This is a genomic window from Motiliproteus sp. SC1-56, from assembly GCF_017309075.1.
GTDB lineage: Bacteria > Pseudomonadota > Gammaproteobacteria > Pseudomonadales > Balneatricaceae > Motiliproteus.
On the sequence record NZ_JAEMGS010000002.1, the window covers coordinates 78,888 to 96,221 of the forward strand.

The 17,334-nt window shown below is 54.6% G+C and carries 12 protein-coding genes; 8 read left to right on the plus strand and 4 right to left on the minus strand.

Going from position 1 to position 17,334, the window contains the following annotated elements:
* Window positions 1–72 precede the first annotated feature (72 nt).
* The 5 genes from JGZ97_RS02240 to JGZ97_RS02260 are packed head-to-tail and all read left to right on the plus strand — an operon-like array spanning window position 73 to window position 6,812.
* Window positions 73–1,800 carry an asparagine synthetase B gene (locus JGZ97_RS02240; RefSeq protein ID WP_207060979.1) on the plus strand — a complete coding sequence of 576 codons (1,728 nt, stop codon included), beginning with the start codon at window positions 73–75 and terminating at the stop codon, window positions 1,798–1,800.
* A gap of 11 nt (window positions 1,801–1,811) precedes the next feature.
* Window positions 1,812–2,591, plus strand: a complete 780-nt coding sequence (locus JGZ97_RS02245; RefSeq protein ID WP_207060980.1) for a serine aminopeptidase domain-containing protein — start codon at window positions 1,812–1,814, stop codon at window positions 2,589–2,591.
* Between the two features lie 14 nt (window positions 2,592–2,605).
* Entirely contained in the window at window positions 2,606–3,433 is an 828-nt protein-coding gene (locus JGZ97_RS02250; RefSeq protein ID WP_207060981.1) for a hydrolase 1, exosortase A system-associated, read from the plus strand.
* A gap of 11 nt (window positions 3,434–3,444) precedes the next feature.
* Window positions 3,445–4,443, plus strand: a complete 999-nt coding sequence (locus tag JGZ97_RS02255) for a hypothetical protein (protein ID WP_207060982.1) — start codon at window positions 3,445–3,447, stop codon at window positions 4,441–4,443.
* Window positions 4,440–6,812 (plus strand): O-antigen ligase, encoded by a 2,373-nt coding sequence (locus tag JGZ97_RS02260; protein WP_207060983.1) that lies wholly within the window; start codon window positions 4,440–4,442, stop codon window positions 6,810–6,812. Before JGZ97_RS02255 ends, JGZ97_RS02260 begins: the two co-directional genes overlap by 4 nt.
* Here JGZ97_RS02260 and JGZ97_RS02265 read toward each other — a convergent pair.
* The 3 genes from JGZ97_RS02265 to JGZ97_RS02275 form a co-directional block, all read right to left on the minus strand.
* Complete coding sequence (locus JGZ97_RS02265) at window positions 6,809–8,017, minus strand: glycosyltransferase (RefSeq protein WP_207060984.1); 1,209 nt, start codon at window positions 8,015–8,017, stop codon at window positions 6,809–6,811. The two genes, JGZ97_RS02260 and JGZ97_RS02265, sit on opposite strands and share 4 nt — an antisense overlap.
* A gap of 47 nt (window positions 8,018–8,064) precedes the next feature.
* Window positions 8,065–8,298, minus strand: a complete 234-nt coding sequence (locus tag JGZ97_RS02270; protein WP_207060985.1) for an acyl carrier protein — start codon at window positions 8,296–8,298, stop codon at window positions 8,065–8,067.
* Window positions 8,299–8,375: 77 nt separating this feature from the next.
* The gene (locus JGZ97_RS02275) at window positions 8,376–9,449 is read right to left on the minus strand and encodes a GNAT family N-acetyltransferase (protein WP_207060986.1); all 1,074 of its coding nucleotides are present in this window, start codon (window positions 9,447–9,449) and stop codon (window positions 8,376–8,378) included.
* Between the two features lie 129 nt (window positions 9,450–9,578).
* On the opposite strand from JGZ97_RS02275, the gene JGZ97_RS02280 reads away from it, so the two are divergent.
* From JGZ97_RS02280 to JGZ97_RS02290, 3 genes are read left to right on the plus strand one after another with little or no spacing between them, the layout of a single operon-like run.
* A complete protein-coding gene (locus JGZ97_RS02280) occupies window positions 9,579–11,864 on the plus strand; it encodes a glycosyltransferase (protein WP_207060987.1) in 2,286 nt (761 codons plus the stop codon).
* Window positions 11,861–13,249, plus strand: coding sequence for a glycosyltransferase (locus JGZ97_RS02285; RefSeq protein WP_207060988.1), 1,389 nt, complete (start codon window positions 11,861–11,863; stop codon window positions 13,247–13,249). The genes JGZ97_RS02280 and JGZ97_RS02285 overlap by 4 nt, the downstream gene beginning before the upstream one ends.
* Before the next feature lie 57 nt (window positions 13,250–13,306).
* Window positions 13,307–14,326, plus strand: coding sequence for a sulfotransferase (locus tag JGZ97_RS02290; protein WP_207060989.1), 1,020 nt, complete (start codon window positions 13,307–13,309; stop codon window positions 14,324–14,326).
* Between the two features lie 119 nt (window positions 14,327–14,445).
* Here JGZ97_RS02290 and JGZ97_RS02295 read toward each other — a convergent pair whose 3' ends face one another.
* Entirely contained in the window at window positions 14,446–17,040 is a 2,595-nt protein-coding gene (locus JGZ97_RS02295; protein ID WP_207060990.1) for a kelch repeat-containing protein, read from the minus strand.
* Window positions 17,041–17,334: the final 294 nt, after the last annotated feature.

Below are 17,334 nucleotides of genomic sequence, written 5' to 3' on the forward strand. Positions count from 1 at the left end.
GGTTAGTCTGGACGATGCCGCTGCGGCCTCACGCTCGCGTCGCGCTCTACGTGGTCAAAGGAATGAAAGCAGATGCTCGCAACTGCCACTGATGTGCTGAATGGATCGGCCCCGCCACTCCGGCTCATGCTGGATGAGGAGTCCACCGGTGTCCTGGAAGGAAACCATAACGGTGTCCGTGCCTTTATTTGGGGGCAGGTGTTTGATGAAGATCGACGCGCCTTGTCCCCTGAAGCTCTCTGTCAGCGGGTCGCTACCGGAGCGGGTATCAGCGGGCTGCGAGGGCATTACGCGCTGGTGCTGGTGGATGGCAACGGCGCGCGGGTGCGAATCGTATCCGACCGGTTTGTGACCCGGCGGCTTTATTACACCCTCGTTCAAGGTGAAGTCTGGGTCTCTGATTCAATCAGCTGCCTGCGCCGGGCACTGCCGGACTCACCGTCGATTGCGCCCCAGGCGGTGCTTGATTATCTCTTTTTCCACATGGTTCCCAGTCCCGATACTATCTACGAGGGCATCTACGCGTTGGCTCCTGCGGAAGTGGCCGAGGTGAAAGCGGGCCGACTTGAGCGCTACCGGCACTGGAAGCCGATATTCACCGCAGACACGCATGCTGACGAGCAGGCCCAGGCTGGGTTGCTTTTCAGCACTCTTGAAGCCGCGGTTACCGATACCCTTGATGAAACGCCCACCGGCTGCTTCTTGAGCGGCGGGCTCGACAGCTCTTCCATCGCGGGTCTGGTTGCCCGAAAGCGACCGGGCGTCCCGGTCTTTTCGATCGGCTTTCCCCTGGAACAATACAACGAACTGGATTACGCCCGCTGTGCGGTCGAACGTTTCGGTTTGACCGGCCACGAGTACTGTATGTATCCGGAGGATGTGGTAGAGGCGCTGCCCACGATCATCGACAGCATGGACCAGCCGTTCGGCAACAGCTCCGTCTTGCCCACCTATTTTTGCGCACGCCTGGCCAAGTCCCACGGGGTGGACAGGCTGATTGCCGGTGATGGCGGGGACGAGTTGTTTGCGGGTAACGTTCGTTATAGCAAGCAACTGCAAATGGACCGCTGGCGCCAGCGTCTGGGACCTCTGGTGCCGTTGCTGGCAGGCGGGCTGCTGAATTCCCAGGTACCGAGCCGGCCCGCAATTTTGCGCAAGGGCAAGAGCTTTGTCCGCCAATTACGCATGAGCGTTACCGAAAACCTGGAATACTTTAATTTTCTCAACCTCATTGATCGTCGCAGCGTCTTTGCCGAAGCGCTGTTGGGAAGCCTGGATTTGAAGGAGCCAGAGCGCAGGTGTCAACGTCTTTATGATGAATTGCCCCAGGCTGATACCCTGGATCGCATGCTCTACATGGACTGGAAACACACCCTGGCGGATAACGATTTAGTCAAAGTCTCCAGCGCCTGTCGCCTGGCGAATATCGAGGTGGCTTATCCCATGCTGGATGATGGCTTGGTGGATCTCTCGCTGTGCTTACCCGCTCGTCTCAAACTTACCCCGAACAATCTGCGCCACCTTTACAAGGTGGCGATGAGCGACTTTTTACCCCAGCGTATTATCAACAAACCCAAACATGGCTTCGGGTTACCTTTCGGGCTTTGGACGCAGAATCATCCCGAGCTGCGGGCTCAGGCCCATGCTGCGTTGGATGGGCTCAAAGCGTATAACCTGTTTCAGCCGCGCTTTTTAGATGAAGTTAAACGCCTGCATCAGCACGAACATGCCAAGCATTACGGTGAACTGGTATGGGTACTTATGGTGTTGTCGCTATGGTTAGATCGTAATCAGCAGTAGCGGAGAGGGGCTTGGCTAGCTACCAGGGGCATTTTATTCAAGCGGGTGAGCGGACAATATACCTAGCTTGTTTTGGTGATATGCAGGCTTCCAAACGCCTCGTATTCGCGCCGCCCTTTGCAGAAGAGATGAATTACAGTCGTGCGGTCGTGGCGCGCACCGCACAACACCTCGCCACTAGAGGCTGGTACGTGGTGCTGGTGGATTACTGGGGAACCGGTGACAGCGGTGGTGACCTGGAGCAGGTTCGGTTACATCACTGGCTTGCAGACATGGATGCGGTCTTATCCTGGGTCGGCTGTGATGAGACGCCGGTCGCTCTCTGGGGGCTACGATTCGGGGCCCTGCTGATCGATTACTACCTATCGGTTAAGCCTTCTAGGAACCTCTCACAATTTATTTTCTGGCAACCCCAGCTTTCGGGGCGGCGGATGATGCGTCAGTTTTTCCGGCTGCGACAAGTCCAAGAGGCATTTTCCGGAAAGCAACGGGTGGATTGGCTCGCACGCGCGTTGGAAGGAGACACCGTAGAGGTATCCGGTTACCGCTTGAGTCCTGAATTGGTCAGGGAAATATGTGCGTTATCTTGGCAAGGACACGCGCTTCGCGTGGGAGCATCGCTGTGGCTGGAGGTTGGTCAACCACCCTCTGAAGGGGCGCTAGGGTTCCCGGTAAGTGCAGGGCTAGAAGTCCAAACATGCGAAGGCCCGGCGTTTTGGCAGGTTCCGGACGTTTACCACGCACCGGCTCTACAGGCGGTCAGTCATGCATGGTTGGAGGGCGCGGTGTGAGTCGGGAACAGGCGGTGACCCTGCCGCTAGGGGATCAGCGGCTTCCGGCGATTTTTCATCCAGGAGTAAGCAGCTCCCGTGTCGGAGTGGTGATTGTCGTTGGAGGGCCGCAATATCGAGTTGGCAGTCACCGACAGTTCTTGCACTTGGCGCGGTGGCTGGCCGCTGCCGGCGTACCCGTGTTGCGTTTTGATGCGCGGGGAATGGGTGATGCGAGCGGTGACAAACAGCCCTTTGACCACTTGGATGAAGACATTCGCGCGGCGCTTGACGGTTTATGCAGTAGAGCCCCAAGGGTTGAAGGCGTTGTGCTCTGGGGGTTATGCGATGGCGCATCGGCGGCGTTGCTATATGCCGATAAAGACGAGCGGGTGGCCGGTCTCGTGCTGGTGAATCCATGGTTGGAAAACGTCCAATCCGAGGCTAGAACCCGTCTTATCCACTACTATTTGAAACGGCTCTCAAGCGGGGGATTCTGGCGCAAGTTTATCGGCGGGCGGGTAGCAATTGCCGATAGCCTGCGCGGCGTGGGGAGTGCTGCACGGCAGGCGTCCACAACGGGTAATGAAAAAGGGGGCTATCAACAGCGGATGCGTGACTCCTTCGAAGCTTATACCCAGAAAGGTCAGCCGGTGTTGCTGGTGCTGAGCGCCAACGATCTGACGGCAAAGACGTTTGAACGCCAGTACCGCAGTGAGCCCCATTGGCGTCATTTAAGTACCAGCACGCGCGTAAGCGTTGAGATTCATCCGGAAGCAGACCATACCTTTTCTTCCAGCGAGTGGAAGGCTTGGCTTGGCGACTGTACTCTGGCGTTTGTCAAAAGGCTATCCAGAAGCTAGCGAGGGCTGGGATGCGCATACTGTGCAGAAATTTGTTCTGCGGTCTGTTTTTCGTGGCGGCCCATGCCGTCGCTCAGCCGGCGGTGCTGCTGGACGGAAAGCCTGCAGCAAGCCTCGCTGACGCCATGTCGAAGGCAGAAGTTGGCAGTCGGATCGAGCTGGCGCCGGGCGTATACGAGCAAGCAGGCGTGCTGCGTGCCGACTTCGTGTCTATCGTTGGCGAGCCTGGTACGGTGATCGCCAATACTGCGGTTGAGGGCAAAGCCGCCTTGGTTATCAAAGGGAGCAATACGCTGATAGCCCAAATCGAATGTCACGGCATACAGGTGAAAGATCAGAACGGCGCTTGCGTGCGCCTCGAGGGAAGTAACCTTGAGCTGGATAAAGTCTATTTCCACGACAGCGAGCAGGGGGTGTTGACAGGAAAAAATCCGGGTTTCGTGGTGATTCGCAACAGCCGTTTTCAGCGATTGGGTAAGAGGGGGCGGGCCCACGCCATTTATGTGGGCGGTGGAGAACTGCAGATCATCAACAGTGAAATCCTGGCTTCTAAGGACGAAGGACACGAGGTTAAGTCGCGCGCGCGACGCACGGTGATCGAAAGCAGCCTGATAGCCTCGTTGGATTCGATGGATAGCCGGCTGCTGGATATCGCCAATGGGGGGGAGCTGATTGTCAATCACTCAGTACTGCAACAGGGCAAGCGCACGGCCAACAACGATATGATCGGCTTCGGTCTCGAGGGTGTTAAATACCCCCTCAATCGGATTGAGTTGCACCGTAACGTTTTTGTTATCGACCAGGAAAAAACCCGCATTCTGTCTGCGCGACCAAAAACTGTCCGGGTCGATTCTTCGCTGAACACCATAGTGGGGGATTACCGGCAGGGAATCGATGGCGTTGCTTTGCACCTGGAAGATCGCGCAGCGATCGGACTGCCGTCCTATCCAAGCCTAGAAGGAATTCGCCGCTTGTTGGACGGTGCTTTACCCATTGGCTCGCAGCCGTGAATAAAAGCGTTAGCGTCGGTGCGGGCGCTGATAGGGAGACTGGCGAGACGGGCCAGCGGCATCATCGTCCTCATGGCAGCTTGATCGGCGGCGGACTGCCGATGTTGCGCTGGTTGGGAGCGATTACGGCTCTTGCAGCTTTGTTTTTTTTGTTGCTCGACTACCCGGCCGGTTTCACTAGTCTCTACCTCATCCTGGCACTGTACTCCGCCGCCTGTCTGATCACACCGTACTTTTGGTTGCTGGCGCTCCCTGCGCTGCTGTTAACCTATGACTTGACCCCATGGAGTGGACGCGCCGGCCTGAATGAGTTTGACATGCTGCTGCTGGTCACGCTCTCTCTTGGGTGGCTGCGCGTTCCAAAGAGCAAGCCCGGGATTGGACCTGTTGTCTGCAATCGCAATGTTCTAGCCGTGTGGGTGGTCTATTTGACTGGGCTGTTGGTGGTAGCGCTGCAACAAGGATTGCCCCAGCTCGGATCTATGCACACCCTGGTCTATTACGCTCCCGATATCACGTTGCTGCAGACCCGCGGGATGCTCTACGGCCTGCTGCTTTCGACTCTTTGGTTTCCTCTTTACGGTCATGATCCGAGACGCTGCCAGCGCTGGACCCTGATCGGGGCATGTCTGGGGGCGTCGGCTTTGGCGCTGGTAATACTTTGGGAACGGGGCGTCTTTAACGACTTGCTCTCGAGTGGCGCTTACTACCAACGACTACGAAGTTTATTGGATTTCTCATCAACCTACCGTGTTACCGGAAGTTTTTCGGAGATGCATACCGGAGGGGAAACCATCGATGGCGTGTTGATGTGGGTGGTACCGTTTAGCTTGGCGTCCATGCTCTATTTTCGAGGCCCCTGGCAATGGCTGGCGATGCTTGCGTTTCTTGGCTCAAGTTATGGGGTAGCGTCGTCCTTTACGCGCACGACCTACGCCGCATACGGCGTTTGCCTGCTGTTTTTTTTTGGTGTGTTGTTAGCTCGTCGACGCAGCACGCTGGCCCAACTGCATGCTTACGACTGGCTGACGCTGGCTGCCAATTTAGCCGTCCTTGGTCTGCTGGGAACGGTTTTTCGGCTCAGTGGTTATATAGGTGTTTTGGCGAGCGGTTTAATGTTGGCACTTGGGTTGGTTGCCAGCGCCTATCCACGTTACGGGCGCCGTCTCTGGCTGTTATTGCCTGCCTACGGACTTTTGGCGCTGCTCGGTGTATACGGGCAGTTGACCAGCAAGTGGGCCGATCAAGGCCTTGTTCCAACGCTGACTTTAGCGGCAATCTTTTGTCTGATCGCGCTGTTTGGCGTTTTCTTTGTCCGCCGATTTTCCTGCCCGCCCGGACCTTTGCTTTGGGTGGGGGTGACCCTGCTGATGCTATCGGCACTAATGGGGTCGGTGCTTGGTGGCCATCGGATGTCTGAGCGTGTCACTACGGTCACCACTGACCTTGAGAAACGTGTCGATCACTGGTCGCGGGTGTTGGAGGCCATGAACGCAGGGCCTGCCACTATCTGGTTTGGTATGGGAAAGGGGCAATTTCCTTACGCCTACGCGCTGGCTCACCCGAACAGCGCTAAGTCTGCGGGAGGGGTGCGGGTGTTTTCCGACCCGGAACAAGGCGATTATCTGCGGTTGGTGACCGGCAGTGATTTGAAATTGGCGCAACGGGTGAAGGTCATTCCGGACACCCGTTACCAAATCAGAATACGTCTGCGGGCCACTGAAGACTCGTCGCTGACGCTGGGTTTCTGCGAACGGAATATCCTTTACGCCAGTGACATGAACGTGATGTGTAGTGCTCGTTGGGTAAAGGTCAGGAGCACCAATGGGGACTGGGTTGAACATGAGGTCAGGATCCAAAGCAAGAGGGTTGGCCGAAAGCCCCCATGGAAGCGTTGGCCAACGGTCTTTTATCTTAAAAATGCGGGTGCCGTAGCTGTTGATATTGAACATGTTTGGGTCCAGGCGAATGGGCAGCCGGCAAACTCAATTCGCAACGGAGGCTTTCGACAAGGATTGGATTATTGGTTTTACTACAATGATTTCAAGCATTTGCAATGGCACATCAAAAACCTGTACCTCGCGATATATTTCGAGCTTGGGGTGTTGGGCGTGATCCTGGTCGGTGGTGTTGTCGGGATGGCTGTTTATCGGGGGGCTCGGAAAGCCCTGTCTGGCGAACCGCTGGCGTTGGCCGCCTGGTTAAGTGTGGTGTCGGTGCTGGTAGTAGGCGTGATGGGGAACCCTCTTGATTCCGCTCGAGCGAGTCTGTTGTTTTACTGGCTGATCAACATCTTACTATTTACCCGCTTTCAAAGACATTCGTTGTGCGAGCCTACACCCTCATTTGCCGACTCTGGCGGTGGCTAAAGCGTGCGAAGCAGTGCGTTTAGCTCCCGGGCGCGCTGCGTCCGGCTGTGGGTCTCGACCACTGATTGACTGACACCGAGCGCGTCACCTCTGACCAGTTGCAGACGAAGTCGGGCCAGCTGCTTGGTGACCGCCTCATTATTGTCTATTTGGGCCACATGGCTTACACCGGCATGGCGTAGTAATTGAGCCGTTTCACTGTTTGGGCTGCAGAGTCCGAGGACAGGACGTTCGCTTCGCATGTATTCGTAGAGTTTGGCAGGTATCTGATTCGGGCAGCTAGGCCCTTGCAGCAGGACCAGCGCATCGCTTTGGCATATTTCATTGATGGCTGCCTGACAGGGGAGGGGTGGGAGCAGTCGCACGGCATCGTCACAGCCGGCCATTTTAATAAGGGCGTTTAATTGGCCCTCGTTTCCAGGGGCCCTTAAATGCAGCCGAATGGGGGGGAGATGCCTCTCTGTGTTGAGTACTCTGATGGCGTTAAGCAACGCCTGTGGCGGCCTGTCGGCGGGGTCTAGCAAGCCGCTGTGGAGCAAGGTGATATGTTCTCTCGGCCCTGGGTGTTTAGGCGCTTGGACAAATAGTTGCGGGTCGTAGCCGTTGGCAATCACTTCATAGCGCGCACCGTCGTGGTTTTTTGTCGCATGGCGCTGCGCGAGCTCTTTAGCGGTGCCCTCGGTCGTTACCACCGCAAACCGGGCATGGCGCATTACCTTGGCTTCGATCCACTGGTGACTGCGCCGCTCCCAGGGGTGGTTTGGAAAGTGCTGGTCATACATGGGGTCTCGAAAATCTGCGACCCAGGGGAGACCGGTAAGGCGGTGTAGAATCAGGCCTATCACATGGGCGCTCGCAATCGGATAGGTTGACCAGAGCGCTTTTGGAGGTTGCCGTCTAATCGTCTGCAGGCCTCGTATCACACCGCTCAGGATCCAACTTGACCAACGGTCCGGTAAAGCGAGTCCCCGCAGATAACGTCCGGCAACGGCGAGTGTCTGCGCGCTGTTGATCGTCCAGCCGCGTGTTACGGTGACTTCGGGGCGGATGCGCGCGCAGGTATCATCGAATCGAGTCGGGTAAGCGTTGGGGGAGGCTGTAAGCACGGTGGGTGACCATCCGAGGTCAACCAGGTCGTTGGCAAAGCACAGGGTTCGGTGAACCCCGCTGCTAAACCCCGCCGGAGGGTAGTGAAAAGCCACCATCAGAATGGGATCCGGTGGTTCGGCGAAATTATGCGGGGGCACTGTGATTAGAGTTTGGTTTGCAGGAACTCTGTCAGGCTGCCAATCGTCTCGAAAGCCTCGGCGGTAATTTCATCATCGGAAAATTCCACATCGAAGGTCTCTTCCATGGCGGCCAACAGCGTAACGACTGCCATTGAGTCAAATTCGGGAAGTGCGCCTAGAAGCGCAGTTTCCCTCGTCCAATTCTCAGCGGTGGTATTGAGTGCTTCACTGACCAAATCGATGACTTTAGCTTCCATGGGCGGTGTGGGGCTCCGTGCTTTTGATTACTCTGGCATAAGTCTATCAGCGGGTGGAATGCTTGGCTATCAACGTACTACCCGTGTTTTAAGCGTTTCCTGAATCCTTTGCGAAGCCGGCAGCTTAGGGTTGCCAAGGCTCCGCGAAGGGAGTTGATCCGATAGGCCCGAATGCCCCATTGCTCGCGACGCAGGGTCATCCAGTCTTGTTTATAGCTGTCATCACCGGTCAGAAAGTCGACTTCGTGCACTCTGTCGATGTCCAGTACGTGCTCCATCAGCGCGTGGGTGAGCAGCGTGCCGGGGGAGTAGTGATTAAAACCTGGGTCGTGGGCAAGTTTGAAAATGTAGGCTTTCGAACCTGAAACGGCCCATATCTGGGCCGCCACTATGTGCGCACCCGCAAAGAGAATACCTAGCCGGAGGCGCCCTTCTCCTGCTAGCTCTCGACACCACTCGGCGATAAATTGGGGATGGGGTTCTTTTCTTTTCCAGCTGAGACTGTAGAGGCGAGTAAACGCTTTCAGGCCGAGCTCCAACCTCGCACCGGCACATTGAACGATTTCGACATCGTAGCCGAGGTCAGTTTGCATCCGGTTTCGTCGACGCCGAAAGGTGTTTTTTAGTCGGGAGGGGCGTCTCTCCCAATAGGCTTCAAAGCCGCCTTCTGCGCTGGGCAGTATCCAATTGCCGTGACAAAAATAGGGTTCGGTGTACCAGCCGTACCTACGCAAACCAAGATCCAATGGCGCCCAGGTCGGGGAGTTTCTCAATAGTGGTTTCAGTTCCAGTTGCCAGCAGCGCCCTTCAACCGCCGAAAGTGAGCTCAGCACTCCGTCAATGGCGGCGGACGGGGCGGTGCCGGGGAACGTCAGCAGGTCATAGTGACCGCTATAGAAGTTGCTTAGCGGCCGCAGCTTATCAGCTTGGCGTTTTCCTGCTCCCGATAACTTCAGGGCTAAGAATGCCTGTGGTTTTTTGTCTGTATCAAGCAACAGGTAATACCGAGGGCGTTCTTTTGACTCCAGCAGGTATCGCTCGAAGAGGAGAAACCAAGAGGGGGCTATAAATGGGTTTCCGGATGATGCATCCAGAATGGCCTCGCGATACTCGGGAGAAATATCTGTTATGCTATCAAAGCGTTGCAGCACGCTTTCTATTCCCTGTGCAAAGAGTGTTGAGTAACGGTAGCAGTGTCGTAACCCAAATCACAAACTTGTAGTGAATGCGTTGGCGATTTAGTAGATTGTGATACGCTCGCACGAACATGGGGGGCAAGGATGGCCAATGATGCGCAGCTAAGGATATCGCAAGCACACGCGCCGCTTTCATTGAAGCGGTCTATTCGTTACGTCCCAGAATGGGGTTGGCGCCTCGTTCGAGCTCTGGCCACCCACCTGTCTCCAGGTGGAGAAAAGGGCACTTTAAGCATACTGATCTATCACCGTATCCACAGGGAAACGTCTGAGCAAGGCTTCGACTACTTCCCCGAGTCCTCTCTAGACTGGCAAATGTACCTTGTCAGCAAAATTTTCAATCCGGTGCCTTTACGCCAAGCGATTGAGCAACTTCAGTCGGGAACACTGCCTCCAAGGGCGCTGGCCGTTACGTTTGATGATGGTTACGCTGATAACCTGACTCTGGCTATGCCCCTCCTGCGAAAATACGGTATCGAAGCCACCTGCTTTATTGCCGGTGTAGGGGTTCAAGAGGGCAGGTTGTGGAACGACAAATTGATTGAAGCGATCAGCCGTTCGCCGCTGGAGAGCCTTGATTTAGGCCCGCTCAAATTGGGGGTTTTTTCTCTGAAAACCGCGGGCGAACGCCGGCGGGCGATCGCAGGCCTGCTTGAAACGCTCAAACCTATGCACCCGGAAGAGCAGCGGCGGACGTTGGATCGGATCCTTGAAGCCGCGGGAGTTCAGATAAAGGAGAGACTGATCTTATCTGAAGATCAGATTCGTGAACTTCACAATCAGGGAATGGACATTGGCTGTCACTCCATGAATCACCCAATGCTCACCAAGGTAGACCTGGAGTACGCCAGGCGGGACATCAACATTGCCAAGGATGAGCTGGAGCGGATCATTTCAGCCCCGGTCGATCTTTTTGCTTATCCTTATGGCAAGCCTTGCGAGCACTTTCAGCCGAGCCACGAGAAACTCGTCGAAGAAATTGGCTTTAGCGCTGCACTCAGTACCGCATGGGGCGCCAACAGTTGCCACACCAACCGCTATGCTTTGAAGCGTTTTACGCCTTGGGATGACAATCCGGTTAAGTTCCTGGCGAGGCTGCTGTGGAATTACCGCACCAGTCAGCGAACCATCGCCTATGAAGATCTGAACAAAGAGATCGATTGCCTTCTAGTGACCAGTATCTTTCCACCGATCAATGGGGGCTCCGCTGTGGTGTACGAAAAACTGGCCTACTACAGTCCGGGTTCGCGGATGATGGTGTTGGCCCCCAAATACCACTGCGCCACCCGGGAGGCGCTGGAAGGTTGGCAGGAGTTTGATCTACGGGTGCCCTATCCAGTGGCGCGGCTAAATCTGCTTCGGCCTTGGGTGCTGGAGGCAAAGTCACTATGGCATTCGCTGTTCTTGATCTTGACACATGACATGCCACTCAGGGCGAGGGTGTTGTTCACCACCTTGAGTCTGATTCGCAAGCATAAAGTTAAGGTGCTCTGCATCGGCGAGCTTAACTCCCTGAGCTGGTTGGGATCGCTGTGCCGAAGTCTGACCGGCGTTAAGGTGGTCAACTATATCCATGGAGAGGAGGTGACGACGGAGACGGTTTATCGTCGCTTTGGCCGTAAACGTAAACGCTACTTGCATCAGGCTGATGCCGTGGTAGCGGTGAGCCAGTTCACCAAGCGTTATCTGCTGGAACATTATGGGTTGTCGGCCGAGAAAGTAAGGTTGATTCCTAACGGTGTCGATGTTGAGCAGTTTGTTCCGGGTGAAAAGCCAGCACTTTTACTGCAGCGATATGGATTAGAGGGCAAACGAGTTCTGTTGACCGTTGGGCGGTTGGTTCCCCGTAAGGGGATCGACAAAACCATCGAAGCACTGCCTATGCTCGTCAAGCGTATGCCTGATCTCCATTACCTTATTGTCGGCACAGGCCCTTACCGCGCTGAGCTGGAAAGGCTGGTGGATGAGCATAAGATGCGCACCCATGTGACCTTTGCAGGCAGAGTGTCCGAAGACGAACTGGTATTACATTACCAGCTATGTGATTTGTTCCTGATGCCAAATCGGGAGATGCCGGATAAGGATACCGAGGGTTTCGGTTTGGTATTTTTAGAAGCGAATGCTTGCCAGAAACCGGTAGTGGGCGGGCTGGCCGGTGGTGCGGTGGAGGCCGTGAGAAACGGATATAACGGCCTGTCCGTGGATGGCAATAGCCCCCAGGAAATTGCCGATGTTATAGAGCGTATTTTCTCCGAACCGGGGCTGTCTGAGCACTTGGCAGATAATGGTCTGACCCTGGCGCGCGGCTCAAGCTTCCAGTTTTGCGCGAAGGAATTCCAAAAATTATGCAAGGACGTGGCCGATCAGTGACAAGCTCTGACTCTGCAAAGACCGTACTGGTTTTAGCCGGTGAATACCCCCCTTTAAAAACGATTGGCAGGATCCGCAGCGCGAAATTTGTAGAGCACCTTCGTGACCTTGGTTGGCAGCCTGTCGTGGTAACCCTTGATTTCAATCGCAATGATCCAACCTATTTCGCTGACCTGGAATCTGAAATACCGGACGATGTCCAAGTGATCCGCGTTGCTAATCAGCGGCTAGACGATTGGGTTCTCTGCGCAGCTAAGCGCGGGCTGGGCTTGTTTAATCGGAACTCTGACAGACTGAATTCGAAAGCGGTACAAGCCCCCAGCAAAAACGAATTTGAAAGGAGGCCGGGAGCGGCGCGAACTGATCGACTGACAATCCGTTTCAAGCACTTTGTACGCAACTGGGTTCATGTGCCGGATGATTACATTTTGTGGGGCTTTCGTGCCTATTACGAAGCGCTCAAGATCTGTAAAACTCAACGTGTGGACTTGATCTATACCAGCCTGCCGCCTTTCAGCAGTGCGATAGCTGGATACTTGCTCAAACGCAAGACCAAACTCCCGTGGGTTGTCGATTATCGTGACCTCTGGATAGGCGATGTATTGCGTGAGTGGCTTCCGCCAATACGTGAGCGGTTTGAGGGGCGGTTGGAAAAGCAGATTATCGGCAGCGCCGACGCAGTAATCGCCGTGAGCGAGCAGAAAACGGAGTTTCTACGCCAGCATATAGGCGGCGAGCGGATTTGGGAAACTATCACCAACGGCTATGATCCCGAGTCGTTTGATTATCTTTTAGGTGAACGCCATAGCGACAAGGCCACAATCGATTTTGTCTATGCTGGCCGTCTTTTTAAGAATCGGCGTGGTTACGCCTTTGTTCATGCTTTGGGAGAATTGGCCGCTGAGGATGAATCCGTGACTCGGCGGGTGCGTGTTCACTTCTACGGAGAAATTGAACCGGGCATTTTTTCAGAGTACCAGCGGTTAATTGCACTCTACGGGTTGGAGCCAGTATTTGTTTTTCACGGCGACGTCGATTACGAGAGCTCAAAGCGGGCCCAAATTGCGGCAGATTACCTGTTGTTGATTGTTGATACCGGTGCGACCACCGATGGCGTTATTCCAGGAAAAGTGTTTGAGTACGTAGCTTCAAAACGTCCGATACTGGCTCTTTGTGATAGCCGCGCGACCCGGGAAATTATCCAGCGTGCCAATATCGGTCAGGTTGTCGGGGCGGAAGACCGCACGGGATGCAAGGATGCGCTGAAGCGAATTATTGATAGGACTGATCATGAGCTAATCGATGTTGATAGTTCTTATCTGAGTCAGTTTGAACGACGAAACCTATCGCGGCGGCTTGGGGCGTTATTCGACCGCTTGACTTGAGTTGGGTGTTATCGGCGACCGCTTTTTGGTTATGCCATAAAAAAGGTTTTGGAATATATGGATACCTCACAAAGTCCAAAAATATGTTTTCTATTGGGCATTGACCAAAGAAGTGGGACGAATTTCCTTTTTAAACTTCTGGATCAGCATCCGGATTGTGTCGGTCCTGGCCCCATCTGGGAAGACCGCTTTGTGGCGCACTCTGGATCAATTGCCGAGTGGGCGAGGAAGATCTTTACCTCTTGGAATCCTAGGTGGAATGTTGAGAAATCACTGGGTCAGCCAGAGGTTCTTTTGGGGTTATTTGGGGATGCTATTGAAAAGTTTCTGAGGCTGCAGCTTGAAAAACAAAGCTTTTCTGATTGTCAGGTTGATAAAGGAGGCTCTAAAGAAAATAAGCCAAAAGTATTGCTGACAAAGACGCCAAGCGTTAAAGGACTTGATAACTTTTTCACTTTTTTCCCCAATTCTCACCTTATTTTGCTTGTTAGGGATGGACGCTCTGTTGTGGAGTCAGGGGTTCGATCGTTCGATTGGAATTATGAGAGATCTATGAGGCGATGGAGCGAAAGAGCTCAAATGATTATCGACTTTAAAAATAGATTCGATCATGCGGACAGAAAATTCTTGATTGTACGGTACGAAGATGTCGTGTCAAACGAGACGGCGACGTTGAGAAAGATATTTGACTACTTGGGCGTCGGAGCAGAAGGATATGACTTCGAGAAAGCACGTGACGTTGACGTTCGTGGCTCATCTGACCTCAAAAAAGAAAATGGTGTTGTTCATTGGGGAGGGGCTAAAAAAACCAAAGATTTTTCACCACTTGATCGATTCGATAGTTGGGATAAGAAAAAGCATGAGCGCTTTAATTGGATTGCCGGTCCGCAGATGGCGGAGTTTGGATATGAGCTAAAACAGTTTGATGATGGAACTTTATTGTCAGATCTGAAAAATAGATTGCTTGATCGTAAGTTCTATTTGGCTATTTCAGGGCAGAAATTGTCAAAATACTGCCCTAAACGTAGCCTGTTTAGGCTGGCGATTGGAAGCAAAGCTAAATCACCACAAGGCTAGGGTTGAAGGGCGCGCCAATCAAAATTAAAACAGCGTGCTTAATAATGTTTATTATACAAAGACATTGCAAGGAAAACATTGCCAAAGAGTGCCTGCGAAACCTCGGGCCGTCCATAGAACTATTTTAAGCTAGGTAGCTGAATAGCCGCACATACTTGTCCACGCCGGGGGGGTGTTAGCGGTTTCCAAACTTTACCGGGAGGGTTAACCTTCAAGTCCGGCCAAAATTCTGTGGCGTCAATGCGCATGACAGATGTACGCTTGCGCACATTAATCAGCACTCCGTAGCGTGATGCGTATACCATTTGGCCGTACGGCTCTTGAATTCTGACGGCTTTGCTGGCGGTTGGCAGCTTTTTCCACTCAAGATGTTGGAGTGAGAAAAGCCATTCTTCCTTAGGAGACTGGCTGGCTGCGAAGACCGCGTTCTGACCTTCGAGATAGACCACAACGGCCGGCTGACCGGAGGGTGAACCGGTCGTTTTTAGGTTGCTGAAGCGGTTTTCGGATATGTCGTAGATCCAAGTGTCAGCGCCGTTTTTTTTGCCTGGGTGAGTATAGAAAAATACTTGATCACGATCGCTCATGTAGGTGAAAGGTACCGACTCACGGGTGAGTGGCGGATAGGGGGGGGGGATTTCACGCACTTCCAGACTATTTGAGTAAATATCGTGAATACCGAGCCACATTTTCCGGGCCCGCTTACCATAGTAGCGGCCGCGATTGGTTTGAAAGCCCAGAACCCTTCCCCGTGGATCGCTTAACTGTGCCCCGCCGTAAACCCCCTTAACCCGGTCGTGCCGTTTCACCGAAACCCGCTGTTGCCGCCAAAGCCCCCCGCGGTCGACGTCGTAAAACCAGTTGTGGCGCGGTACGTCTGCCAATGCTGACTTATTTTGTTTTTTACGGGAATAATAGCGAGTGCCGCCGTTAGCGCGATACATCCTGCCATCGACAGCAGTGTAGGTATTACGCTGATGCGCCGCAGGCGGCCCGCCACGAAAGCTCATAGGCCTACCACCCCAGTTTATCGGCGGGATGTGGTCGTTGTGTTCTCCCGGACCCGTGACCCAACGATTGGCTCCGACTGAATAGATGGAAACGTTGTTTACTTGGTAGGATGCGTGGCCGCCACCAAAGTAAAAGACCCATCCACGCACTTGATCGTAGGCTAGGTTTCCCCATTGTCGAAATGCGGGCTCTCCGCCTTCCGGGTGAGCAGCGTGCCAGGTATTGGTGGGGAGCTCCGCCAACTCTGCCAGCCAGGAGGGATTCTCTTTTGGAACCTCTAGCGGTTTGATGGGGGGCTCTGACAGAGTAGGCTCCGGCTGTTCGGGATGCATACCCGCGAGATTCAACTTCATCACGAAGGTATCGGTACCCTGGGTCAACATGAAAAGGCGGTTTTCCGGATCGAATGCCACTTCGAAGGGGGCGTGGCCTGTAACATTCCGAAGGGAGTCGTTCCATTCGAAGGCCCACTTTTCTTGCTGCAGGAGTGACCATGACTCGGTTTCCAGGTCGAGGGCCCAGATGCCGATGGTTCCCTGTTGAATGGAGCGCGTGACAAGCAACATCATTCTGGATTGAGGGTCGTAGCTTAAATGAGAACGCGCCTGGGGTGGCGGTTGGCGGCGGATGGCGATTTCGCGCCAAGAGCGTGTTTGGGGATCGTAGAGCCACGTATCGGAAAGCGCGCCCGGTGTCTGCGCGCTGTTCTCAGAGAGGTCCGTTCGCACCAGACTACCAATGCCCCCGTACATAACGATGACCTTTTTTTCAGGATGCCACTCCATGTCTGCTGCGGAGCGAGGTGGCGGCTCGATACGCAACCTGTCGTCGAGCAGTGCATAGAGTGCCCATAGGGCGTTTCGGCCAAAGGGGTGCTCGGACGAATTTTCATCGCTGGAGACCGCCTTGGCGGCTGCCCGAAGGTTGGCGCTGGCCTCTTCAAGTAAATCGGCTAGTTTTGGCTGTTGTTCGGCGAGTTTATCAGCGGCGTCGGCTGCTGCGTCAAATGCGCACATCACACTTGCGACGGTGACCTCTGCGCCTGCATGGAGGGCGTGCGCGAGGTCCAGCCCCGCACTGACACGCGCCAGTATACGCTTGACCGCCTCGCGCTGGCCCCGTTGACTGTCCGTACCCAACTCCCTGCGCAGGCTCCTCCAAGTGCCATCAGCAAAGCGGTAGGCGAGTGTACCGGCGTGGCCTGACACCTCTCCGGTGACGCCAATCATGGTTTGGTCAAGCAGCCCCCAGTGGGGAAACATTACAAGCTCGTCGTTGATTGGGTCGTAGGCGATTCCGCTTCCGTACGCTCTTGGGGCCTCACCGCCCTGGTGTGAAGGAACTTCGCTCCTGGCGGCGAGTGTAGTCCAACGACGGGTTGCCGGATCGTAGGCGGCGGTGAGTCCCGGCATGGCATACACCAGGCGTTGCTGCTTGGAGTTCCAGGCGACGCCGTTGACGATATTCCCGGGCGCTGGATTACCACTGGGCAGAATCTCTCCAACCCCTCGGATTGAGAAGCTGACCTGTGGTGAGTTATCTGAAGGGTAATCCGACTCCCAGGTGCCGCTCTTCACGTTGAAAGAGACCACGTCGTTTCTGAGAGGGCTTTCGTCGGTGAATCCACCGCCACCGCCCGCCCGGTTGACAGCGCCCCAATGCAGAATTTGTCGTCGGGATGGTACCCAGATTGGCTCGCTCATCTGGTAGAGGTGTGCTGAAGATGGGGGGAGTCTGACCCATTGGTTTATTGGGAGTCGCTCAAGCCAGGTTTGCGCCTTTAAAAAGGGAGCCCCCAACGCTGAAGAGACGAAAACTGCCGCAATCACGAGTGAATGCCGTCGGATTTTCCAGTCCAACATTGAATTCCCAGTTGATGACCGGATGGAGGGTCCCTGAAAGAGCACCGGTCTTCCACTCTAAACCTAGCGGAACTCCTTAGGGGAAAAGTATAGAGAACGAACGCTTACCGAGGTTGCGGTGAGTTGGTTATCCGC